This window comes from Lentimicrobiaceae bacterium (genome assembly GCA_020636745.1).
Taxonomy (GTDB): domain Bacteria; phylum Bacteroidota; class Bacteroidia; order Bacteroidales; family Lentimicrobiaceae; genus Lentimicrobium.
Window position 1 is genome coordinate 65,342 of the sequence record JACJXH010000008.1, and the last position, 23,836, is coordinate 89,177.

The following is a 23,836-nucleotide window of genomic DNA, read 5'->3' on the forward strand; positions in this document are numbered from 1 at the left end:
TTAAATGATTTATCCTTCGGAATGAATCATTTGTTATTTTTGTAACAAATCACCCCAATAACAAGCTTATGTTATCTATTGTTCATCAGTTCACAATAAGAATTTTAGTTTTTATTCTTGCTTTTCTGTTTATGACCGATGCTTTCGGGCAACAGGATGCGCAAAAGCGTAAACGGGTTAAGTCAGAAGTTGTTGATAAACAGGCCGAACGCAAGTCAGGCCAGGATAGTTATTTTGAATCGTCGTTTTTGCGATATTCTGATTATAATTATAAAGAGTCTGTTACCAGTGTTTTGTTTCATAGGTTGGGCTGGGAGCTTACTTCTCCTGTTATCGTTTATGGTACTGATGAAAAACTGTTTCTTTCATTTGATGATTTGGATGGCGACTATCAAATATGGCAGTATACTGTTATACATTGTGATGCTGACTGGAAGCCGACCGATATGTGGCCGAATGAGTATATTGAAGGGTTTACCGATGATTATATCCGTGACTATCAATTTTCATATAATACTTTACAGCCATTTACCAGCTATAGCCTTATAATTCCGAATGATCAGTTTAAGTTTACCTTGTCAGGAAATTATATTTTGAAAGTGTATCCCGAAGGGCAGCCTGATATGCCAATTTTAACCAGACGTTTTATGGTTGTTGAGCCTAAAGTATCAGTTAAGGCGCTGGTAAAGGCTGCCAGCACAATTAATGAGCGTTTTACTCATCAGGAAGTTCAGTTTTCAATTTTTACTGATGCCTATCCTATTAGCGAACCATTCAGAGATTTAAAGGTTGTTGTGCAGCAAAATAACCGTTGGGATAATGCTTTGCGAAATCTGAAACCCATGATGATCCGGGGGCATGAACTTGATTATCATTATACCGATGGGTCTAATATTTTTGAGGCTGGAAATGAATTTCGTTACTTTGATATAAAGAGTTTGAGATATAATTCAGAGAGAGTGAGAGCCGTTGAGAATCGTGCTGACGGATACCATGTTGAATTGTATCCTGATAAAGTCAGGGCCCAGGCACCTTATATTACATATGGTGATATTAACGGGCGAAGGCTTTTAAAAACTGAAGATGCCAATGATGCGACCAGAGAATCGGAATATGTCTGGGTCGATTTTTTTCTGCCTTATGCCGGGCCTTTGGTTAATGGCGGCATTTATATCATGGGAGCTCTGACTGACTGGCAGTTTAATGCCCCGGGTAATAGTCCGGCAAATGTGGAAGGTTACGGTAGAATGGAATATAATTACGCCCGGCAGGGTTATGAATCCACACTTTATCTGAAACAAGGGTATTATAATTATTTGTACGCTTTTCTGCCTGATGGAAAGGGCGTTGCAGAAACCGGGTTGATTGAAGGAAATCGTTTTGAAACTAAAAATTCTTATTCCATTTTTGTTTACTATCGTGAACCGGGCGCCAGATATGATAAACTGATAGCGGTTCAGGTGGTTGATAACTAATCATGGCTTAATGGATGGATTGTTTTTTGAGAAAAAGAAGAATTTTTCATCCCAATGCATGCGCCCTTTTTTCTGGCTTATATTGGCTGAAAATTTAGCCTGCAGATTCGCGTTGTGCTGGTGTTTCAATGGTCATTTAAAATTTGCATTTCCGGATGGATTTATTGGTTAGATTTGCAAATTGAAAAAGCAGCTGGTTTTTTGCTGGCTACTTTACGTAAATTATTCAATATAAATAAGATACATTTATTAAGTCTGTTATTTTGTTGGTTTTATCAATCAGAATCTTTAGCAAATTGTTTGATATATAATAGTTTCAGCTGAAGCAAATTGGTTAAAATAATTGAGAACAGGTGTTTAAGTTGAAACTTTAGTAACACTAAGGTTGTCTTATTTGGATTGAGTGAATTCTTTTTTTATTAAATCAATCAATATTTTAAGTCATGCTTGAATTGCAGGAATTTTCAACATCACGAAATTTTAATGTCAGAAAATATCTGGTATACCGTGCCTGGACAGACGCTGCGGAGCTGGAACAGTGGTGGGGGCCTAAAGCTTCAACATTGAAAGTTCTTAAACTGGAATTACGTCAGGGTGGATTGTTTCACTTTTGTATGAAAGCCTCTGATGGCAGCGAAAGTTGGGGGAAATTTGTTTTTAATGAAGTTATTCCCGGAGAAACACTTTCTTTTATTGCTTCATTTTCGGATGCTTCAGGCAATACCGTGCGAAATCCGGTGAACGATATCTGGCCACTTGAGGTGCTGAATACAGTTTTGTTCTCAGAAAGAGAAGGTAATACTGTGTTGAAAATTTCGGGGAAACCACTACATGCCACTGATGAAGAATGCATGGCTTTCTATAATGCTTCTGAATATCTGAAGGAAGAATTTGACAGTTCTTTTGAACGGCTTGAAGTTCTTTTATCCAAAACAGGGGTGTAATTTTTTCAACACCCGGTTCATCAAGTGTATTGTTCGTTTCTATAAGGGTTGTCAGGCCGGCGTTTTCATTCTGTCATCTAATTTTTGTGATAGTCTTGTGAACAGTTCAGGTATGGGTAACTGTTTTGCTTTGATTGAGAGGATACTTGAGAAAAAGCCTGTTTTACGAAGGCATTTCCGAAGCATTCACCAGCCTGCAAAATATCAGAAAGGCTGTTAAAATTTGCCATTATTTACATACCAATAGTGACTCAAATTGATTTTTCGCGTAAGTTTGACATCCCAAAAATCATCCGATTATCTGAATGGAAAACTTTATAGTATCAGCCCGAAAATATCGCCCTGCCGTATTTGCAACAGTAGTTGGCCAGTCATCAATTACCAACACGCTAAAGAATGCGATTCTTAATCAGCAAATAGCTCAGGCTTTTTTGTTTACAGGTCCCAGAGGAGTGGGAAAAACTACCTGTGCCCGCATTATGGCCAAAACCATCAACTGCCAGAATCTTACAGCAGAAGGGGAGGCTTGTGATCAGTGCCAGTCATGCAAATCGTTCAATAATTCTTCTTCGTTTAACATTTATGAGCTTGATGCTGCATCTAACAATTCGGTAGATGATATTCGCAATTTAGTCGACCAGGTTCGCATACCACCTCAGATGGGTAAGTATAAAGTGTATATCATCGATGAGGTTCATATGCTTTCTTCCCAGGCTTTCAACGCTTTTTTAAAAACGCTTGAAGAGCCTCCGGCGTATGCCAAATTTATTCTGGCAACGACTGAAAAGCATAAGATTATGGCAACCATTCTCTCGCGTTGTCAGATTTTTGATTTCAGGAGAATCAGCATAGAGGATATTGCGCATCATCTTGCTTTTGTGGCCCAGAGTGAACATATTGAAGCCGAGCCTGATGCTTTGCATGTTATTGCACAGAAAGCAGATGGTGCCCTGCGCGATGCCCTGTCTATGTTTGACCAGCTGGTGAGTTATGCAGGTAACAGGCTTACGTATAAGCAAGTAATTGAGAATCTGAATGTTCTTGACCATGATTATTATTTCAGGGTAACCGGCTCTATTCTTGCCGGAGATATCAGTAATACTCTTTTAACGCTGAATGAAATTATTGATAATGGGTTTGAAGGTCAACATTTTATTACCGGCCTGTCGCAGCATTTGCGCGATTTGTTGATTTGCCAGGATAAGGATACGTTAAAATTGCTTGATACAAGCGCAAATATTAAAAATCAGTATTTGCAACAAGCCGCCATTTGCAACCAGCGTCTGCTGCTGAAAGCGCTCGATATTTGCAATGAGTGTGATATCAATTACCGGTTAAGCAACAATAAACGATTACATCTTGAAATTACCATGATGCAATTGTGTATGCTTGTTCAGCCTGATTCCAATGCGCCGATTGTTGCTGTTGCCCAAGCTCCGCAAAGCCGGCCAGAGCCCGCAGTAACTAAGCCGGCACCGACAGTGGCATCGCCACCACCCGTTGTTGCTGAATCTAAACCGGTTGAACCCGTGGTGCAAAAAACGTTAGCTCCGGCAGCAGCCAGCCCATCACAACCGCAGCCATCGCATCGGCAAGAGCCGGCGACTCCCCCCAAACCTGAACCTGAAAAGAAACCTGTTGCCAGCACTCAGCCGGCTGGAGTTAAACCGAGTTATACAGGCATGAATATAGCCAGCCTGATGAATCCTGGTTTGAAAAACATGGTGCAGGAATCAGGTAAAGAACAGGAAACCACAGAAGATGAACTACCTGAACAGCACGAGGAATTTACACAGGCCGATTTGGAATCAGTATGGAAAGAAATGGCTCAGAGTGTTGCCCGTGATTTGCCTAATTTACTTAACACTCTTTTATGCCGGGAGCCCATGCTGCACGACGAATTAAGAGTGGTGATTACTGTAGATAACAAAATTCAGGAGGATGAAATATTTAACAACCGCCCTGAAATTACAAGGTATCTTCGGGTAAAACTTAAAAATACAGGCATATCAGTTGAGTCGGTAATTTCAGATAAACCAGTGGAAAGCCGCAGGCCATATACTGACACTGATAAGTTTGATGCCATGGCTCGTGTGGTTCCTGAAATCAAAAAAATGAAAGATCAGTTGAACCTTGATATTGAAATGTAAATGAATGCAGCCTGTTTAACTTGTCTATTGTGAATTTTAGCAAATAGTTACAATGACAAACCGGGGTGCAAAGCTTTAGAGTTTCAATGTTGAGGAACTGCTTTTCTGTTTTTGGAAGACTGTATGATTAGAAAACAGGTAATCTGAAAAGGATATTTGAGAATACGATCATCAATACCAGGGCAAGAGGATACACGGCTGCATATGCAACCTGAGCAATTCCACTGTCTGATTGCGTATTAATTGCAGCCAGCCCCGGCGTACTGGTCATGCCTCCGGTAATCACACCCAGGAGGGTTAAAAAATTCATTTTCATCAGGTATTTACCAATAAATAAAGCTGTAATCAAGGGTAGTAGTGTGATTAGAGCTCCGGCAATCAGGAGTTCGGCGCCATAATTATTGAAGGTTTCAGCTATGTGCCCTCCGGCTTCGCAACCGACCGTGGCCAGAAACATCAGCAGTCCGAGTTCGCGGAATAGTTGGTTGGCATTGCTCGACATTGACCATATAATCGGCCCAGTTTTGCCAATGCCGCTTAAAATTAATGCTGTAGCAAGTACACCTCCTGTAATTCCCAGGCTAAAATCAAACAGTCCGAATACGGGTACACGTATCATTCCGATAAGCACACCAATTGCAATGCCGAGTGTAATAGGCAAAAAGTCGGTTTCCGATAAGCGTTTATCGTCGTTACCGAGTAGTTTAACCACTTGCCGCATACTTTCGCGGCTAGCAGCTACCATAAGCCTGTCGCCAAAGCGGAGCATGGTGAAGTGCATAGGCCTGAGTTCAATTCCGCTTCTGCGGATGCGAACAACGGTGGCATCGTAATTGGCGCCAAGGTTTAATTTTTGCAATGGTTTGTTGATGACTTGTTTACTTGTAACCAAAATCCATTGGACATCGTGACCTTTATCCAGTTCAAGCGCTTCATCTGTTTCGGGGCCAATAAGTAATTTTACGTTTTCAAGATCTTCCCTTGTTCCAAGCGCTCTGATTACATCTCCTTGATAAAGAATGGTTTCGCGCGATGGAGTTGTTGTGATGCCAAGGTGTTTAACTCTCGATATTACACATTTGGTATTGGTTCTGAAACGTAAATCCTTTAAAGATTTCCCGTTGATGTTTGGATTTTCAACCCTGAAATTTCCGGGAATAAAGTCGGGATAACTCTGTTTCAGACTCTGATTGAATTCTTCTTCACTTTTTTTGAGATTGATTCGTAGAATTTTTGGAATCAGGCTCACAAACAGCACAACGCCCACTACACCAAAAGGATAAGCAATTCCGTAGCCAATTGAGGCCAGGGGTGATTTGCTTATTTCAACAGCAGCTGCCAAACCGGGGGTGCTTGTCATGGCTCCGTTAAACAGTCCGATGGCCAAAGACTGGTCAATGTCAAGTATGTTTATTATGCCCCAGGTCGTTAACGCGCCTCCCGCTATAATAATAGTGGCAATGATAAACAACTGTTTCCCGTATTGTTTGAAACTTCTGAAAAATCCGGGGCCCGATTGTATTCCGATTGTAAATATAAACAGCAGAAGTCCGATATACTGATATTCGGAAGGTAATCTGAACCCAAAATGCCCCAGCAGCATGGCGATAAAGATTACTGCAGAAATGTCGAGAGAGAATCCTTTGATTTTGAGCCGCCCGGCCATTAATCCCAGGCTAATAATGATAAAAAGAGCCAGATAGCTTACCGAAATAATGTTGTCCATTCAATGAAATTTTCGGGGCAAAGTTACAAAACAGCTGAATGAACAAATAGATATCTTTTTAAACAAGAAGCCGCAAAGATGTTTTAGTTGCTGAAAATCAAATGGTTATTAAAGTGAAAAATAAAATGCCGGGCAAATTACCGTGTTATTGTAAAATGCCTGGCATTGTGTTCATTCCGTTTTAAATTTACGATACGGAAATTTTCACCATCTGTTGAAGGTGGGGTGAATGTTCTGCAGTTTTTATTTATTCACCGTTTCATTGGCAAATATGAGTTCACCAGATTGAACATCAATTTTGATAGAAGAGTCTCTGATTAGTTCGCCTGAAAGGATTTTTTTTGATAAAGTATTGAGAATGGCGCGTTGAATAACCCTCTTTACCGGCCGCGCTCCATATTGAGGATCAAAACCCTTTTGCGCAATAAAATGGATGGCTTCATCGCTGATGTTTAGCTGAATGTCATTTTTTTTCAATGCCTGGGTAAGGTTATTTATCTGAAGTTTTACCACCTGGTTGATTTCGTTTTCGGTAAGTGGCTTAAACATGATGAGTTCGTCAATTCTGTTTAGAAATTCAGGCCTGATGGTTTGTTTGAGCAGGGTCATCACTTCTTTTCTGGTTTCTTCAAAAATGGCATCATCATTTTTTGGGCTTGGGTGACTGAGTTTCTGGCTGATAATATGCGATCCCATATTGGAAGTCATAATAATAATGGTGTTTCTGAAATCGGCAGTTCTGCCTTTGTTATCAGTCAGACGGCCATCATCCAGTACCTGAAGAAGAATATTAAAAACATCGGGATGTGCTTTTTCTATCTCGTCGAGGAGTACTACCGAATAAGGTTTTCTTCTGACTTTTTCGGTAAGCTGCCCGCCTTCATCGTATCCTACGTAGCCCGGAGGAGCGCCGATAAGCCTGGAGACAGCGTGCCGTTCCTGATACTCTGACATGTCAATTCTGACCATTGCGTTTTCGTCGTTGAAGAGGAATTCTGCAAGTGCTTTGGCCAGCTCTGTTTTTCCGACTCCGGTGGTGCCCAGAAAAATAAATGATCCAATGGGCTTGCGGCTGTCCTGCATGCCGGCTCTGCTTCTTCTGATGGCATCTGCAATGGCTTCAATGGCTTCGTTTTGCCCAACCACGCGCCGGTGCAGTTCATCTTCAAGGTTCAATAGTTTTTCACGCTCACTTTGCAACATTCTGTTGACCGGTATCCCGGTCCATCTTGAAACAATTTCAGCAATTTCTTCGGCACCTACTTCTTCTTTAATTAAAGCGGTGTCGGCTTGCATTTGATTTAGTTTTTCCTTTAGCTGCAGAAGTTTTTGTTCTGTTGCTTTGATTTTGCCATACCTGATTTCTGCGACTTTCCCGTAATCACCTTCTCTTTCAGCTTTTTCAGCCTCAAATTTAAACTGTTCAATATCTTTTTTGCTTTTTTGAATTCCGTCAACCAGCTCTTTTTCTGAATTCCATTTTGCGGCCAGCGTATTGCGCTCTTCATTCAAATTGGCAAGTTCTTCGCTAATTGATTGGATGCGATGGTTGTCGCCTTCGCGCTTTATGGCTGCTTTTTCAATTTCAAGCTGTTTAATTCTGCGCTCAACCTCGTCAAGCTCTTCGGGTACTGAGTTGATTTCAAGCCTGAGTTTTGAGGCTGCTTCGTCAATCAGATCTATGGCTTTATCGGGCAGAAAGCGGTCGCTGATGTAGCGCTGCGAAAGTTCAACTGCCGCAATAATGGCATCGTCCTTGATTCTGACCTGATGGTGCGTTTCGTAGCGTTCCTTTAGTCCGCGCAATATCGAAATAGCGCTTAAAGTGTCGGGTTCATCCACCAGTACAACCTGAAAGCGTCGTTCAAGCGCTTTGTCTTTTTCGAAGTATTTCTGGTATTCGTTTAAGGTAGTTGCGCCAATAGCCCTGAGCTCACCGCGGGCGAGAGCCGGCTTCAGAATATTGGCTGCATCCATCGCTCCTTCACCGCCTCCGGCTCCAACAAGGGTGTGAATTTCATCGATAAACATGACTACCTCACCCTCTGATTCGATAACCTCGCGTACAACACTTTTTAACCTTTCTTCAAATTCACCTTTGTATTTGGCGCCTGCCACAAGTGCGCCCATATCAAGCGAGAAAATTAGCTTTGATTTCAAATTTTCAGGCACATCTCCATTAATTATTCGGTGAGCAAGCCCTTCGGCAATAGCTGTTTTGCCCACGCCCGGCTCGCCTATTAGAATGGGGTTATTTTTAGTTCTGCGGGTCAGGATTTGTAATACCCGTCTTATCTCTTCGTCGCGACCAATTACCGGGTCAAGTTTTCCGGCACGTGCCAGTTCGTTAAGGTTGCGTGCATAACGGTTAAGCGCATTCCATGTTTCGTCAGAGGTAACTGTTTGAGCAGTAGCGCCTTTTCGCATTTCACGGATGGCTGCCTTTAGTGTTTTTTCGTTTAACCCGGCGTCTTTCAAAAGCTCTGAAATCCGTCCCCCATTTGCCAAAATGCTCAATAACAGATGCTCGGCCGTAATGTATTCATCTCCTGTTTCTTTCGCAAATACTGCTGCGCCCTGTATTACTTTTAACGACTGGTTGCTAAAGTACTGCTCACCGCCTGTAACCGTCGGAAGTGATTTTAATTCCCGCTCCAAAATGTTTTGAAGTAAAGCTGTGTCAATACCGGCTTTTTTAAGTAAAAATTTGCTGATATTTTCATCTTCGGAAAGAAGGCTCTTGAGTATGTGAGCTGGCTCAATTGCCTGATTGTTCTGTGCTGCAGCAATTTCCTGGGCCTGCTGAATGGTTTGCTGCGATTTTATGGTGAATTGATTCAGATTCATGGTGTCAGTTTTAAAGTTTCAAAACAGTGTCAGCATTTGATGCAACAAAATTTTTGCCACTGGTAAAAGTTTAATTAATATCTGACTAAATGGCATATGATGTGGGCTGGTTGTGTCATTTTGGCGTGTCCTTTTTTTGTTGAAGAAGTAAACAAAAACGAAAAACTCCTGTTACCTTTGCGTTTTAAATACAGTGTTGTTAATTAAATTTTCAAATTATGGCCAACAGACTAATGGATCCCATAGGCAGATTAATGGGGTTAAGGTATAAATCGCATCCGTGGCATGGCGTTGATATTGGAATTGATGCCCCCAAAGTATTGACAAGTTTTGTGGAAATGGTTACCACAGATACGGTTAAATACGAAGTTGATAAAGTTTCAGGCTATTTGAAAATTGATCGCCCTCAGAAGTATTCTAATGTTTCTCCTGCTTTGTATGGGTTTATTCCCCAGACTTTGTGTGCTAAAAAAGTTGCTGAATATGCAGTTTCTAAAACCGGAAGAGATGAAATAGTTGGGGATGGTGACCCCCTGGATATCTGCATTCTTGCTGAAAAAAGTATTTCGCATGGTGATATTCTGGTTCAGTCTATTCCGATAGGTGGATTTAGAATGATTGATGGAAATCAGGCTGATGATAAAATTATTGCTGTTATGAAAAATGATGCTGTATACGGCGAATATACTGACGTTGAGCAATTGCCTGCGCTTGTGGTTAACCGTTTAAAGCATTATTTTCTTACTTATAAGGATTTACCAGGCACTGAACGTGACTGTGAAATAACACACACTTATGGCCGGGAGGAAGCTTATGTTGTTATAGAGGCTTCAATGGAAGATTACCGGCAGAAATTTGAAAATCTCGACACATTGCTTTCTGAAGTTTAATTTATTCTCAATCGTTTTTGTGAGAAGCCTGTTGTCGCAGGCTTTTCTTTTTTGTTGAAATAGTGGATACTGATAATCATTGTTTAAGCTTGACTATCTTTGCAGATAGTTACAGATAAAAATTATAAAAAGTTTCATAAGTATCTGATGAATATGATGGCCCAAAATTCGCGAAAAACCCTTGTAATCGGAGCAAGTGTCAATCCTTTACGTTTTTCAAATATTTGTATTCATGATCTTGTTGCTCATCAGATACAGGTGGAGGCTTTAGGATTAAAACCCGGTGAAGTGTCAGGTGTAACAATTCAAACGGGGCAACCTCCGTTAAATGATATTCATACTGTTACGCTTTATATCGGACCCCGGCATCAACCCCAATATTACGATTATATATTGGGTTTAAAGCCCATTAGAATAATTTTTAACCCGGGAACATGGAATGATGAATTGGCTGAGATGGCTGTAAAGCAGGGTATTAAAGTTGAAAACGAATGTACCTTGGTGATGCTTTCAAACGGTGGATTTTAATCTGTCAATGTTTTCAATCAACTTTGTACGAAATTCTATCTTTTTACGTTATCAGGCAAACGTTGGATAAAAATCAGTAATTTAGCCCACTGTTATTAATTTATCCGTGCAATAACCGGAACCAGTTTAGCATGATGAAGCAATCCGCCTTACTCAACATCGTATTTCTGTTTGCATTTACTGCAATTTTTACTTCAGGTAATACAGCTTATTCGCAAAATGCGACAACTTCCATCAATGGAGGAGTATATTGTCCTGATAATGAATTAATCATTCCTGTAGCTGTTGCGGATTATTCAAATGTTGATTCTATTTATCTGAAACTGAATTTTCCGGTCAATACATTAACATATCTGAGTTACCGACTTCCTAATACCTTGTTAGAAACAGGTTTTCTTACTGTAAATGCTTCTGCCGGAACAGTAATCATCATCTGGCATTCTATCGCGCCGGTGAGTATCAGCAGTGGTAATCTCTTGCAACTTATATTCAGGGCCGGTTCAACCCCGGGAGCCGCTGTTTGGGATACCGAAACTGGTTATCTGCATCAGGCCGGTGGTGGTCAGTTGCTTACGGATTATGTTGATGCTGAGTTTGAATTCCTTCCTAAAATGTCAGTTGTTTTAGAAGAACTGGATGCAACCTGCTCGGGAAAGTGCGATGCCAATATTGCAGCTTCGGTAAGTGGTGGTGCGCGCCCTTACCATTATTTATGGAACGGGCAGCCGGCATTGTTCGACAGTATTAAAACACAGGCCTGCAGCGGAAATAATATTTTGAGTGTAACCGATGATAATGGTTGTGTCTTAGATACCACCTTTATTGTGTCTGAACTCCCTGCCACTAAAATTGAAGCACAATCCTTACCCGATACTGTTTATATTCAAAATCCTGTAGTTAGATTTTCTTTTACCGAAGATCTGAGTATTGTTGATTGGATTTGGGATTTTGGAGATGGCAGCGAAAAGTCCAGAGAACGGATTCCTGTTCATGTCTTTAGCTCAGCTCAAACCCCTGATTTAGATGCATACATTGTAACGCTTACTGCCATCAATGAGTTGGGCTGTGATACGGTTATTTCAATGAGTATTCCCATTGCCGAGGCTGAAGTGCACATTCCCAATGTGTTTACTCCGCCAACTGATCCCAATGGCACTTTTAAAATTGCGAAGAAAAACGACAGCGCGCTCACCGATAGTGAATTTATACCCATCGTAAACGAATTTATGAGGGTAGAGGTCATCATTATCGACCGTTGGGGACGAAGAGTTTATCACAACACGAATTACAAGAACGACTGGGATGGGGATAACCTGCCTGATGGTACTTACTTTTATAAAGTAAATACCTTCGGTTATTTTAAAGATCGTTCCTATACCGGAGCCGTTACTATTATCAGGGAAAAAAACTAGGGACTTAATTTAGTTTCTTTTCAAAGTCCATCTTGTTCAATTCGGTATGTTTGATGGCCGAAAGCTCATTTTCAAGTTTTTCCCACTCTGATGGATCACCTGTAAGCTCAATGATAATAAGCCCGCCCACTCCGCAATTATCGTCATCGGGTTCGTGCAAACCCAGTCGGGTTCTTATCGAACAGCCATATTTAGTTAGAACATTCTGAACGTCAGAAGCAACCTCTTTCCGGTCACTCACATTTATACCCATTATTCTGGTTATTGCCATAATTCAAGGATTTAATAGATGAATGACATTTTTTGCATTTCCAGTCCGCCAATATTTGTAATTTCATTCTCAAACTCAACCCATTGCTCCTGATTTCCGGTTAAATGAAGAATAATTACACCGGCTCTGCTGCATGTGTTTTCATTCAATTCGTGAAAACCCAGCCTTGTGTTGATAAGATGGGCGTATTTGCTTAACACCAGCTGGGTTTGGCCGGCTTCCTTTATTCTGTCACTAATCATGAGTCCTATAATTCTCGTTTCCTTCATTGCAGGGCTTTTTCAGATTGATTAAAAATACAAGTCTCTTTCACCTGATTGAACGCGCAAGAGCCTGATACGTAATTCATTAATGTTTACAGATTCTTCATGCTCCTGTAGTTCGTTCAGGTTTTTCTCAATAACTTCCCATCCTTTTTTACGGGTATCGGCGGGTGCGTAATCCTCAAGATATTCAGCCAGTGTAAGCATCGCATTGGGAGAACAAAAGCGCTTGATAAACCCCGGAACAGAAAATTCCATAAAATGCTCGCCAGTGCGTCCGCGGCGATAACAGGCGGTACAGAATGATGGTAAAAAGTCGTTGGAGACCAGTTCATCAACAATTTCATTTAATGAGCGGTTGTCATTGATTTGAAATTGTTCGCGGTTCAGATCCTGCTCTTCATTTTGAGAGTCAGAATAAGAGCCGAGTTCAAGTTTGGTGCCTCCGTCAATTTGTGAAACGCCAAACTGAATCACTTCGTGGCGAAGTTTAGCATTCTCCCGGGCTGTAAGAATCATTCCAGTATAGGGCACTGCCAGCCTGAGAATAGCAACCAGGCGGGCAAAATCTTCGTCACTAACCGTGTAGTCTTCTCCAAGGTCAAGCTTAGATGCGTTTTGTATACGTGGAAACGAAATGGTGTGCGGGCCCACGTGGTAGCATGCTTCCAGATGGTTGGTGTGTCTAACAAGAGCCATTACTTCATAGCGCCAGTCATAAAGTCCAAATAATGCACCGATTCCAACATCATCAATACCTGCTTCCTGAGCACGGTCAAGTGAAGTGAGCCGGTAATCAAAATCGCGTTTTTTGCCACCCAGATGATAATTTTTATAGGCTTCAGGATGGTATGTTTCCTGAAAAATCTGGTAAGTGCCAATGCCTGCTTCTTTTACAGTTCTGAATCCTTCTATTTCAAGCGGAGCTGCGTTGATATTTACTCTTCTGATTTCGCCCGGCCCTTTTTTGACCCCGTAAACAGTTTTTACAGTATGGGCAATGTATTCAGGAGAATATTCGGGATGTTCGCCATAGACAAGTATCAGCCGTTTCTGTCCATTGTCTTCGAGGGCTTCCACTTCTTTGATTAATTCCTGATCGTCAAGTGTTTTTCTGACAGCTTCCTTGTTCGAAGCCCTGAACCCACAGTATTTACAGTTATTGGTGCACTTATTACCTACATAAAGGGGGGCAAATAATACGATTCGGTTGCCATAAACCCGTTTTTTAAGCTCGCGAGCCCCTTCTTTTATTTCTTCAATCAGCTCAGGGTCTTTTGCATTGATGAGAATGGCAGTTTCGCGTAAGGTAAGCCGTTGTTTATTGAGTGATTTAGCAATAACAGCCTGAACTTTCTCACGATCAGAGCTGGTTTCATTAATTAAGTCCCATAATTCCTGAGGATCAATAAAGGGTTTCATCCTCTGGTCTGGTATGGTGCATTTTTCAGGTGTAAAAATCATTATATATTGATTTTAAGGAAGATGTAAGTTTAAATAATTTAAGTACAAAACTACTAAAATTGGCCGAGGATTGTCCTTAAAACGCTATCTTATTTCAAAATTGTTTTCAATTTCTTTGAAATTTTCTATTTGAAGCTTATATATCTATAATAAGATTATCGTAAGCCAGTTTTACGTTGTCGGGAAGTTTCTTTTCAACCTCTTCGTGCAGTCCTAGAAAATGGCTGATATGAGTAAGAAAAGCCCGTTCAGGTTTTAATTCCTCAATCAATTCAAGCGCTTCATTCAGCGAAAGGTGAGAAATGTGTTTTGAGTTTCTCAGGGCATTAAGCACCAGTACTTTTGATCCTTTAATTTTGTGTTTTTCCTCATCGGGAATCATGCTGGCATCTGTAATATAAGTGAGATCTCCGATGCGATATCCAAATACCGGCAGTTTATTGTGCATTACTTTTATGGGTAAAATATTTGTTTCCCCGATGGTGAATAGATTGTCGTCAATTTCATGCACAGTAAGCTGGGGCGCTCCAAAGTAGCGGTTTTCCGAAAAAATATAGGGAAATTCGGTCTGAATGGCTTCCATCACATTTTTTGAGCCATATATCGGAATGTTTTTATTCAGGATATAATTGAATGCACGTATATCGTCAAGCCCTGCTATATGATCCCTGTGTTCATGGGTGAAAAGCACTGCATCAATGTCTTCTACATTTTGTTTTAACATTTGAAACCGAAAATCAGGGCCGCAGTCGATTACAATGTTCTGATGGTTGATGTGAACCATGGCTGATGTCCTGAAACGTTTGTCACGGGCATCGGCTGACTTACATACCGGACAATTACATGCAATAACCGGAACACCAATTGATGTACCTGTTCCCAGAAATGTAAGACGGATGGTAGGTGCGGGTGAGTTTTGCATAGGTTTAGTATATAAGTTCTTCTACTTCAGACAGGTCGGATTTTAACTGATTGCGCATTTCTTCCTGATTCGCAAAGTGCAGCTCATCTCGTATGCGCTTGGCAAAGAATACAATAGCTGTTTGTCCGGCTTTAGGGGTTTCGTCGTTGAAAAAATGGATATCGATGAGGATTTCGTCGGTTTTCCTTAATTCAAGAGGGAGCGAATTTTTTATATTGAGTATGCCTTTGTAAAATTCTCCATCTATTAGCACATTAACTGCATATACGCCATCGCAAGGCACCAGTTTGTTCTCTTCTTCAATTTTTATCCGGTACGTTGGGAAATCAAGATCCTTGCAGGTGTCGCTTCCTTCAAACAGTTCGCTAATAATGATATAATGATGGTCCAGATAAGCATTGGCTCGCTGAATGCGGCCTTCGAGCAAGGCTTTTCTGATGGTTGTAGAACTAACGGTTTCATTATGAATGTCTTGTTCCGGAATTTCTTCAACACCAAAATTGTAGTATTTCCCCAATTCGTACAGATAATCAAAATTACCTTCGCGGTTATGTCCGAAATGATGGTTAAATCCTATGACTACCTTTTTTGCATGGAGTTTGCCAACCAGTATGTTGCGGATAAAATCAATGGACGAAATTTCTGAAAATTCCTTAGTGAAGTTGAGAATGATAAGATTGTCAAGTCCGGTTTTCCGGAGAAGCTCAATTTTTTCCTGTTGTGAATTTATCAGTAATAAAGTTTTTCCTGCGGTGTCGGGGAAAAGGACTTTGCGGGGATGGGGGTGAAAGGTAATTAAAACCGATTCGCCGTCAATATTGCCGGCAATTTCATTTAAGCGATTAAGAATGGTTTTGTGTCCGATATGAACGCCATCGAAAGAACCTGTTGTTACGACCGGATTTTTAATGTTTCCGATATGCTCAAGATCGTGATATATTTTCATTCGTCAGTAAATTCCGGTCTTTTCAGGATTTTTTAACAAAGTATGCTATTTTTTCAAGCATGGTTATCATGTCGTATTCCTGAAGGTAAACGTGAGGTGGAACATTTAGTGCTTTGGGCGAAAAGTTAAGAATGCCGCGTATTCCAGCCATAACTAATGTTTCGGCAACTTGTGTGGCAACTTCTCCCGGTACTGATATTACTGCAACCGAAATGCCTTCCCGTTTGATAATCTCCAGCATTTCATCAGAATGATAGCATTGCACACCTGCATATATTTTGCCTACTTTCTCAGGGTTACTGTCAAAGGCTGCAACAATAGACAATTTTGTCCTTTTGCCGCTGAAATATCCCATAATAGCTCTCCCCAGATTACCAATGCCAACTACTGCTACTTTTTGACCATCTCTGGTGTCAATTATTTTGCCAATGATGTCAATGAGTTCTTTTGCATCATAACCCTGCCTCAGTGTGCCTGTGTAGCCTATCAGCATTATGTCGCGTCTTACCTGAACAGCGGTAATATGCAGCAGATTGGCTATTTCATGTGAGAAAATATGGTGCTTTCCTCCTGAAAGGTAATTGAGCAGGGCCCTGCGATACTGACTTAGTCTTTCAACTGTTTTATCTGGTAGTTTTTTGTTCATGCTATTTGTATTGAGTTGTTTGTAATTAGTTGACCGGCAGGGTGATGATAAAAGTAGTGCCCTTGTCGGGGATGCTTTGAACATCAATATCGCCATGATACATGTCAACAATCTTTTTCATGATTGACAACCCAAGGCCTGAACCGGTTATATGTTTAGTTTTGGAGTTTTTTATTCTGACAAACTCCTGAAACAGCTTGCTTTTTTCTTCGTCAGTCATGCCAATTCCGGTATCAGTAACCAGTAATTGTACAGCTTCTTGTTTCATTTCAATAAAAACATCGACCCTTCCTCCGTTTTTGTTGTATTTAACCGCGTTTGAAATGAGGTTATTAAAAATGATTTCAATTTCATTCGGGTCGGCATCCATCATCACCTTATTTTTGGTGTTGAGATAAATATCCACATCTTTCTGAATGGCATAGGGCCGCATGGTATCAATAGAGATTTGTGCAACCTTAACAATGTCAACCGGCTGTAAGTTTTGTGTTGGAGCGCCAGATTCAATTTTGGTAAGATCAAGCAGGTCCATTATCAGGTTGCGCATGCCTTTTACCCTTTCCATGGAGCGGTCGAGCATTTCCTGATATGCATCAAGGTTGTCACCAAATTGCCTTTCGTTCATGATTTTTATATAGCCTTCTATGGCATTGATCGGGGCTTTTAATTCATGAGACAGAACCGACAGGAATTGAAACCTGATTTGCTTCCCTTCCTTATTCATTTTCTGTGTCATTCTTTTCAGGAAAAGCTGCTTGGTTATATTTTCAATTGAGCTTCTCAATTCCTGAGGAGTAAATGGTTTGGGAATAAAGTCATAGGCGCCATCGCGGGTTGCTTTTACAGCAAGTTCAAGTGATGCGTAGGAAGTAATCATCACCACCACAATGTCATACAACTTCTTTTTAACGTACTCAAGCACTTCAACTCCTTGTATGCCAGGTAATTTGTTGTCGAGCAGAATGATGTCAGGCATTTCATTGTCAATGATTTGAATGCCTTCTTCTCCGGTAGCAGCTTCAAGAACCTGAAATTCAATGTGTTCGTCCATAAAAGGGTAGTCCACCTTGAAGTTCTGAAGAATTCGTCTGGTGCCCATTCTGATACCGGGCTCATCATCAACAACCAGAATTTTATAGTACGCCATAGTTTAAATTTTAAGCAATTTGTTAATTTCTCGCTGCAATTGGTCCGATCTTATCCCCTTATCGAGAAACAAATCAGCTTTTATCCATTGTTTGTTTTCATCAGAATTAATGTCAAAAGTCATTCCTGTTTCTGCTGTAACAGCTGTTGCGATGATAATGGGTACATCAGGGTATTTACGTTTGATTTTATATGCCAGAATAAACCCCGAATCATCACTTTCCATCATTAAATCAAGGATTGCCAAATCGGGTCGCGTGGTTTCAATAATCAATTCAGCTTCTTTTTGCCCGTCAGCTGTAATTGTTTCAAATCCAAACTGCTCCATTTTAAGCTTCAATTGAAACAAATAATCCATATCATCGTCGACAATCAATACTGTTTTTTTCATTTTTATTTGTTTTATTTCTGACAGTTAACCTTTTAAATTTTTGTTGTGCCGTTTATCTGGGGTGTTCTGCTGAGCGGTTAGTTGATGGGTGTTCTGGGCAAGGTGATGGTAAACGTTGTGCCTGTGGGCCCTTTTTCAGGATCTGCATTTGATTTAACCGAAATGCCACCTTTATGCATTTTTACTATTCCGTAGATAATAGGTAAGCCTAGCCCGGTTCCTTTTCCAATGGCTTTGGTTGTAAAAAACGGGGTAAAGAGTTTGCTCATGTTATCCTTGGCAATGCCTGTTCCTGTGTCAGAAATGTAAATGGTAATTTCGTCGGAAGAATCGATAGACCTGACGTGTATTTGCCCGCCTTTTTCTGGCATTGCTTCAACTGCATTTTTTAACAAATTGGTAATAACCTGTGCCATTTGATCATAGTCAAGATTAGCCAGGGGATTTTTTATCTGAGATTCGAGAGATATTTTAACGTTAACAGGGACAATTACTGAACTGATAGAATGTTCAATTAATTTGTTGATATCTACTTCGTCGAGACTTACCTGATTTTTGCGGGCAAAGTTTAGCAAGCCTCCAACAATTTTTTTGCATCGCTCAGCTTGTTCAACAATCAGATCTAAGTCTTTTCTTACGGGATCATCTACCGGAGCCTCATCCTTTAGAATGTTGCTATACATGGTTATTATGCCCAGCGGATTATTGAGCTCATGAGCAATACCTGCCGAAAGCTGCCCCATTCCGGCAAGTTTTTCTGATTGTTTCAGTGCTTCCTGTGTGTTGGCAAGTTTTTCGTTCGAAATGTTGAGTTCCCTGATATAATTGTGCAGTTTTTCGATGGTATAGGGCAGGCACATTTCATGTTCGGCAAGTCCTCTGATAATAGCAATGGCATGGTCTTCGCACGAATCATAGCCACAAGCGCCGCAGTCGAGATGATCCTGAGGGCCAAATTTGCCCATCTTGTTCAGCGTATTTTCAATTTCTTCCTGCCCTGGCCTGTTATACCTGATGTCTTTTACTTCAAAATCTCTGAAAAGGTCAATCGTGGAGAATTCCTCCATGTCTTCTTCCCATTGTTTTTGATCGAGTGTTTCAAGTTTATTGAGTACATAATCACTCACACTGGCTCTTTTGCGATACCGGCGGCTGCTTGCTGAGAAAAACGGGTAAGGCGACATGCCTGCTCCCATTATACATCCTTCACAACACAGTAATTCGAGGTGTTCCTGGGCTATTTGTCCGCTTTCAAACTCTTTGATGGCTTCCTGAAAATCGCTTCGGCCTTCAGCAACAATGACATTCCGTTCAAAAATGTCTTCCCTTACTCCCATGGTGTTTAGCAAGCCCCGGCTCACGGGGAATATTGAGCCTTTACCACTGAAGGGGGGATCGAAATTTGTAGGTACTACATCTGCAGGCATAAGCCCTTTTTTAGCTATCATTTCGCGCAGTTCGCGGAATGTGAGTACGGCATCTATTTCATCTGATTCGTCTTTTTTGGCAATGCACGGGCCAATAAACACAATTTTTATTTCCTGCCCGTATTTTTTGCGCATGACCCTGCCCATGGCAACCATCGGTGAAACGATATGAGCCAGTGAACCTACCAGGTCGGGATAATAATGTTCGATATAACGCACAATTGCCGGGCAATCCGATGAAATTACCGGAGGATATTGACCTGATTTTAATATCTTTTTATATTCTTCGGCAACCAGGTCGGCCCCGAATCCAACTTCGGCAACATAATCGAAACCTAATGAACGAATTAATGATACAAGTAACCGGTGATTTTTAATTTCGGAAAATTCTGCCGGAAAACTGGGCGCTACAATAGCCGCCACTTTTGTATTTCCGCTGGTTAACAGGTTGCTAATATCAATTTCTTTGCGGAATACTTTAGCATTCTGACTGCATACTTTAATGCAATTGCCACATCCGATACAGCGCTCAGGAATAACCTCGGCCTGGCCGTTGCTGATTTTTATGGCTTTGGCAGGACATTCTCTCACACAGGTATAACAAACCCTGCAGCGTTCTTTCATCGTGCTGACAAGCGGTTTTTTAAAATTGTATTCAGATGGGTCCATGTCTTATGATTCAGATTATGGTTATAGCGGAACTTCTCTCTTTTTAAAGGTTGTATGAAGAAGCTCAAGGGCTTTTTCACTGCCGGGTTCTCCTAAAAAGTCGCTGTAAAGTTCAATTATAGATGGGTTTTTGTAAGGAAACCTGATGGAATCTTTATCATCGATTTCGTAGATGGTTTTTATTCTGGCTTTGATGGCTCCGGTATCCTCAACAATGGGTTGTCCACCTCCGTTTACACAGCCTCCGGGGCAGGTCATGACTTCAACAAAATGAATGTCATCGCGGCCGGCTTTTATTTCATCAATTAGTTTGGAGGCAAGTTTAACATTACTTACTACTGCAAAGCCCACCTTATAGTCACCGATCTTAAGTTTTATTTCTTTGTAATCTTTTTGTGTTCTTAATTCACTGATTTTTAAGTTTGTAAATTCTTTTCCGGTAATGCGATAATAAAGTGTACGGATTAGCGCTTCTGTAACGCCACCTGAAATGCTAAAAAGTCGGCCGGCCGAACTTCTTATATGAAAAGGGAAATCGGGTAACTCGGGTTCAATTTGTTGGATGTCAACCCCGTTAAGCCTGATAAATTGGGCCAGCTCGCGGGTGGTAAGTACTGCGTCAACATCACTAATTCCTTTGTGGGTCATTTGCTCCCGCTGAGCTTCAAATTTCTTGGCTGTGCAGGGCATGGCCGATACAATGTATAGTTTGTCGGGATTTATGTGAAATTGTTCAGTGTAATAGCTTCTGATAACCGACCCCAGCATCTGCTGAGGAGATTTACACCGCGACAGATGATTTAAAAAGTCGGGATGCCACTGTTCGGCATACTTTACCCAAGCGGGACAATCGCTGGTGAATACAGGTTGGTTTTGTCCCGATTTTATTTGATTTTCAACTTCAGTTGCCAGCTCCATGATATAAATATCGGCACCAAAAGTGGCATCAAAAACTTTATCGAACCCGGTTTTGCGCAAGGCCGCAGTTAACACGCCATTCATGTCTTTACCTGCTTTTATGCCAAATTCTTCGGCAATACTTACCGAAACTGTTGGCGAAATTTGCATTACTACATGAATGTCAGGGTTGTGCAATGCATTTTGCAAGTCGGAAGAGCTGCGCTTTTCATGCAAGGCCCCGGTTGGACAGGCCATAATGCATTGACCACAGGTAATGCAACTTGAGAGATTGATTTGTTTATTGAATGGAGGGCCAATAATGGTTTTATTCCCTCTGCCAATAAATCCTAAAGTAGAAGTTCCAACAATTTCATCGCAGGTACGTACACAACGGCCGCATAATATACATTTTGCCGGGTCACGTACGATACTTGAACCTGAAGGATCGGTTTTATACTTGTTTTTTTTGCCCGGGAAACGTCGTTCTCTGATGTTTAGTTCTTCAGCAAAATTTTGCAACTCGCAATTGCCGTTTCGTTCGCAATACAGGCAGTCGTCAGGGTGGTTGCTTAACAATAATTCTACATTTGTTTTTCGGGCGTTAACTACTCTGGGTGAATGTGTTTTTATTTTCATCCACTCTTCAACAGGGTATGCGCAGGCCGTTATCAGGTTGCTTTTCCCTTCCACTTCTACCACACACATGCGGCATGAACCGGTAGGGTAGAGGCCTGGCATGTGGCAAAGGGTAGGAACTTTTATACCGTTTCTTTCCAGTGCCTCAAGTATGGTTTCTCCCTTGCGTGCAGTAATGGTTTTGTTATTTACTTCAATCGGGAAATTCATTTTGGGTCTCTTTTGAACTCAGTTTTTATTTAACGAAAACAGCAACAAATTTGCATACATCAAAACAAATTCCGCAGCCGATGCACTTATCTTCTATGATAAAATGAGGGTTTCTCGGTGAACCGATGATTGCGGTTGTCGGGCATTTTTTAGCACAGGCTGTGCAACCTGTACATTTTTCAACATCAATATAGTAAAGCCTGAGGTCTTTGCAAACCCCGGCCCTGCATTTGCGATCAAAAATATGCTCTTCAAACTCTTCTCTGAAATACTTTAGTGCGCTGATTAATGGATTGGGGGCTGTTTGCCCAAGGCCGCAAAGTGATGTGTCTCTGATTACTTCAGCAAGATTGCCCAGTTGCATAACGCCTTTAAATCGTTCTAATGTTTCAAAACCGCTTTCATTTAACGGACGGCGCGTAATGTTTTCAAGAATTTCGTGCATCCTTCTTGAGCCTTCTCTGCATGGAATACACTTGCCACAACTTTCCCGCTGAAGAAAATCGGTGAAGAATTTGGCAATATCTACCATACACGTGTCTTCATCCATAACTACCAGTCCGCCTGATCCCATAATCGTGCCTGCTTCAAGGAGCGATTCGTAGTCAATTTCAACATCAAGGCTTTGTTCAGGCAGGCAACTTCCCGATGGTCCGCCGAGTTGAACGGCTTTAATTCTTTTCCCGTTTTTAACACCTCCAGCGATATGATAGATAAGGTCTTTAAGGGTAGTGCCCATGCTTACTTCCACCAAGCCTATAATTGATATTTTACCTGCCAGCGCAAATACTTTAGTGCCTTTGCTGCGGGCTGTGCCAATGGATGAGAACCAGGCCGGGCCATGGTCAAGTATGGCTGGTATATTGGCCAGCGTTTCAACATTGTTTACAATGGTGGGCTTGCCGAACAGTCCCCGCAAGGCCGGGAATGGAGGTTTGGGCCTTGGCGTTCCTCTCTTGCCTTCAATACTTGAAATAAGTGCTGTTTCTTCACCACAAACAAAAGCACCCGCGCCTTCGCGAACCTGAATGGTTAAATTGTAACCACTGTTTAAAATATTATGCCCGAGTAAGCCCGCTTTTTCGGCCTGCTGAATGGCGTGTTTCAGTCTGGTAACTGCCAATGTATATTCAGCACGAACATATATATAAGCTCGTTTGGCATTAATGGCGTAGGATGCAATGGCCAATCCTTCTATTACACGGTGAGGGTCACCTTCAAACATGGCTCTGTCCATAAACGCTCCCGGATCACTTTCGTCGCCATTACAGATCATAAAGCGTTCTTCATCGGGCGTATTTAGAGCGTATTTCCATTTTCTGCCGGTAGGGTAGCCTCCACCTCCTCGGCCTCTTAAGCCGCTTTCTTCCACAATTTCGCACACTTTTTCTGCTGAATAATTGCGCAATACGCGGGTTAATGATTTGTAGCCGCCTCTGGCTATATATTCATCAATTGAAAAGGGATTGATAATACCACAATTTTTAATAACCATCCGGTTTTGTAACCTGAAAAACGGGATTTCGGCAAGCAGCTTAACTTGTTCCCAGGCTTCATGGTGTGGGTGAGAATATTGCCCAAGTACCTGTTCGTCAGGTATTACCGAGTTTAAAATTTCATCGAGCAATGACTCAACCCGGTTTTCAGTAATGTTTGAAAATGAAATTCTTCGTTTACCCGGCAATTGTACATCCACAAGTGGTTCATGTGTGCAAAGGCCAATACAACCAACTTCAACAACCTCGGCATCTATGTTTTTTTCATGCAGATAGTTGTGAATAGCGTTTAATGTTTTGCCTGCTCCTGCAATCATACCGCAAGTGCCGGCACCCACGAAAATAACGGGTTTAACCACTGTGTCGCGACGAAGCAGTCCTAAGTGGTAATCGTATGCACTTTGGTTCTCAGCAGGTTTATTGAGCAATAAAATGTTTTTTAACATTTCGGTGCCGATATCCGTTGTCGAAGTCATA

At 41.4% G+C, this 23,836-nt stretch carries 19 protein-coding genes; 6 read left to right on the plus strand and 13 right to left on the minus strand.

All coding sequences use genetic code 11. The features are described 5' to 3' along the window. Positions 1–68 precede the first annotated feature (68 nt). The 3 genes from H6541_12210 (at position 69) to H6541_12220 (ending at position 4,569) form a co-directional block, all read left to right on the plus strand. Positions 69–1,475 carry a DUF5103 domain-containing protein gene (locus tag H6541_12210; GenBank protein ID MCB9016553.1) on the plus strand — a complete coding sequence of 469 codons (1,407 nt, stop codon included), beginning with the start codon at positions 69–71 and terminating at the stop codon, positions 1,473–1,475. 443 nt (positions 1,476–1,918) lie between these two features. Continuing rightward, positions 1,919–2,419, plus strand: a complete 501-nt coding sequence (locus H6541_12215; protein MCB9016554.1) for an SRPBCC domain-containing protein — start codon at positions 1,919–1,921, stop codon at positions 2,417–2,419. A 305-nt stretch (positions 2,420–2,724) separates the two neighbouring features. Further along, a complete protein-coding gene (locus tag H6541_12220) occupies positions 2,725–4,569 on the plus strand; it encodes a DNA polymerase III subunit gamma/tau (protein MCB9016555.1) in 1,845 nt (614 codons plus the stop codon). Positions 4,570–4,696: 127 nt separating this feature from the next. Here H6541_12220 and H6541_12225 read toward each other — a convergent pair whose 3' ends face one another. Next, a complete protein-coding gene (locus H6541_12225) occupies positions 4,697–6,295 on the minus strand; it encodes a transporter (GenBank protein MCB9016556.1) in 1,599 nt (532 codons plus the stop codon). Positions 6,296–6,538: 243 nt separating this feature from the next. Continuing rightward, positions 6,539–9,142, minus strand: coding sequence for an ATP-dependent chaperone ClpB (gene clpB, locus H6541_12230; GenBank protein ID MCB9016557.1), 2,604 nt, complete (start codon positions 9,140–9,142; stop codon positions 6,539–6,541). A 218-nt stretch (positions 9,143–9,360) separates the two neighbouring features. On the opposite strand from clpB, the gene H6541_12235 reads away from it, so the two are divergent. From H6541_12235 to H6541_12245, 3 genes are all read left to right on the plus strand, one after another. Then, positions 9,361–10,032: an inorganic pyrophosphatase gene (locus H6541_12235; protein MCB9016558.1), complete on the plus strand. Its 672-nt coding sequence runs from the start codon at positions 9,361–9,363 to the stop codon at positions 10,030–10,032. A 156-nt stretch (positions 10,033–10,188) separates the two neighbouring features. After that, positions 10,189–10,560 (plus strand): CoA-binding protein, encoded by a 372-nt coding sequence (locus H6541_12240; protein ID MCB9016559.1) that lies wholly within the window; start codon positions 10,189–10,191, stop codon positions 10,558–10,560. 131 nt (positions 10,561–10,691) lie between these two features. Beyond that, positions 10,692–11,972 carry a gliding motility-associated C-terminal domain-containing protein gene (locus tag H6541_12245; protein MCB9016560.1) on the plus strand — a complete coding sequence of 427 codons (1,281 nt, stop codon included), beginning with the start codon at positions 10,692–10,694 and terminating at the stop codon, positions 11,970–11,972. A gap of 4 nt (positions 11,973–11,976) precedes the next feature. On the opposite strand, the gene H6541_12250 is transcribed toward H6541_12245, so the two are convergent. From H6541_12250 to H6541_12300, 11 genes are all read right to left on the minus strand, one after another. Then, entirely contained in the window at positions 11,977–12,243 is a 267-nt protein-coding gene (locus tag H6541_12250) for a hypothetical protein (protein MCB9016561.1), read from the minus strand. An 11-nt stretch (positions 12,244–12,254) separates the two neighbouring features. Further along, positions 12,255–12,512 carry a hypothetical protein gene (locus tag H6541_12255; GenBank protein MCB9016562.1) on the minus strand — a complete coding sequence of 86 codons (258 nt, stop codon included), beginning with the start codon at positions 12,510–12,512 and terminating at the stop codon, positions 12,255–12,257. A 21-nt stretch (positions 12,513–12,533) separates the two neighbouring features. Continuing rightward, positions 12,534–13,970, minus strand: a complete 1,437-nt coding sequence (gene hydG, locus H6541_12260; protein MCB9016563.1) for a [FeFe] hydrogenase H-cluster radical SAM maturase HydG — start codon at positions 13,968–13,970, stop codon at positions 12,534–12,536. A 136-nt stretch (positions 13,971–14,106) separates the two neighbouring features. After that, entirely contained in the window at positions 14,107–14,868 is a 762-nt protein-coding gene (locus H6541_12265) for an MBL fold metallo-hydrolase (protein MCB9016564.1), read from the minus strand. Between the two features lie 28 nt (positions 14,869–14,896). Then, entirely contained in the window at positions 14,897–15,838 is a 942-nt protein-coding gene (ribF, locus tag H6541_12270; protein MCB9016565.1) for a riboflavin biosynthesis protein RibF, read from the minus strand. A 22-nt stretch (positions 15,839–15,860) separates the two neighbouring features. Continuing rightward, on the minus strand, positions 15,861–16,484 hold the full coding sequence (locus H6541_12275; GenBank protein ID MCB9016566.1) for a redox-sensing transcriptional repressor Rex: 624 nt from the start codon (positions 16,482–16,484) through the stop codon (positions 15,861–15,863). Positions 16,485–16,509: 25 nt separating this feature from the next. After that, positions 16,510–17,631, minus strand: a complete 1,122-nt coding sequence (locus tag H6541_12280) for a hybrid sensor histidine kinase/response regulator (GenBank protein MCB9016567.1) — start codon at positions 17,629–17,631, stop codon at positions 16,510–16,512. Positions 17,632–17,634: 3 nt separating this feature from the next. Then, positions 17,635–18,021 (minus strand): response regulator, encoded by a 387-nt coding sequence (locus tag H6541_12285; GenBank protein MCB9016568.1) that lies wholly within the window; start codon positions 18,019–18,021, stop codon positions 17,635–17,637. A gap of 77 nt (positions 18,022–18,098) precedes the next feature. Next, complete coding sequence (locus H6541_12290) at positions 18,099–20,117, minus strand: 4Fe-4S binding protein (GenBank protein MCB9016569.1); 2,019 nt, start codon at positions 20,115–20,117, stop codon at positions 18,099–18,101. A gap of 21 nt (positions 20,118–20,138) precedes the next feature. Beyond that, positions 20,139–21,863 carry an iron hydrogenase small subunit gene (locus H6541_12295; protein MCB9016570.1) on the minus strand — a complete coding sequence of 575 codons (1,725 nt, stop codon included), beginning with the start codon at positions 21,861–21,863 and terminating at the stop codon, positions 20,139–20,141. Between the two features lie 25 nt (positions 21,864–21,888). Further along, a complete protein-coding gene (locus H6541_12300) occupies positions 21,889–23,805 on the minus strand; it encodes a 4Fe-4S binding protein (protein MCB9016571.1) in 1,917 nt (638 codons plus the stop codon). Between the last annotated feature and the right edge of the window lie 31 nt (positions 23,806–23,836).

Bases quoted from the DNA above. Each gene is read 5' to 3' on its own strand.
- H6541_12275 (MCB9016566.1), bottom strand. From the start codon at position 16,484: ATGAACAAAAAACTACCAGATAAAACAGTTGAAAGACTAAGTCAGTAT.
- H6541_12225 (MCB9016556.1), bottom strand. From the start codon at position 6,295: ATGGACAACATTATTTCGGTAAGCTATCTGGCTCTTTTTATCATTATT.
- H6541_12285 (MCB9016568.1), bottom strand. From the start codon at position 18,021: ATGAAAAAAACAGTATTGATTGTCGACGATGATATGGATTATTTGTTT.
- clpB (MCB9016557.1), bottom strand. From the start codon at position 9,142: ATGAATCTGAATCAATTCACCATAAAATCGCAGCAAACCATTCAGCAG.
- H6541_12245 (MCB9016560.1), top strand. From the start codon at position 10,692: ATGATGAAGCAATCCGCCTTACTCAACATCGTATTTCTGTTTGCATTT.
- H6541_12210 (MCB9016553.1), top strand. From the start codon at position 69: ATGTTATCTATTGTTCATCAGTTCACAATAAGAATTTTAGTTTTTATT.
- H6541_12250 (MCB9016561.1), bottom strand. From the start codon at position 12,243: ATGGCAATAACCAGAATAATGGGTATAAATGTGAGTGACCGGAAAGAG.
- H6541_12215 (MCB9016554.1), top strand. From the start codon at position 1,919: ATGCTTGAATTGCAGGAATTTTCAACATCACGAAATTTTAATGTCAGA.
- H6541_12220 (MCB9016555.1), top strand. From the start codon at position 2,725: ATGGAAAACTTTATAGTATCAGCCCGAAAATATCGCCCTGCCGTATTT.
- H6541_12280 (MCB9016567.1), bottom strand. From the start codon at position 17,631: ATGGCGTACTATAAAATTCTGGTTGTTGATGATGAGCCCGGTATCAGA.
- H6541_12255 (MCB9016562.1), bottom strand. From the start codon at position 12,512: ATGAAGGAAACGAGAATTATAGGACTCATGATTAGTGACAGAATAAAG.
- H6541_12290 (MCB9016569.1), bottom strand. From the start codon at position 20,117: ATGGACCCATCTGAATACAATTTTAAAAAACCGCTTGTCAGCACGATG.
- H6541_12240 (MCB9016559.1), top strand. From the start codon at position 10,189: ATGGCCCAAAATTCGCGAAAAACCCTTGTAATCGGAGCAAGTGTCAAT.
- H6541_12295 (MCB9016570.1), bottom strand. From the start codon at position 21,863: ATGAATTTCCCGATTGAAGTAAATAACAAAACCATTACTGCACGCAAG.
- H6541_12235 (MCB9016558.1), top strand. From the start codon at position 9,361: ATGGCCAACAGACTAATGGATCCCATAGGCAGATTAATGGGGTTAAGG.
- hydG (MCB9016563.1), bottom strand. From the start codon at position 13,970: ATGATTTTTACACCTGAAAAATGCACCATACCAGACCAGAGGATGAAA.
- ribF (MCB9016565.1), bottom strand. From the start codon at position 15,838: ATGAAAATATATCACGATCTTGAGCATATCGGAAACATTAAAAATCCG.
- H6541_12300 (MCB9016571.1), bottom strand. From the start codon at position 23,805: ATGTTAAAAAACATTTTATTGCTCAATAAACCTGCTGAGAACCAAAGT.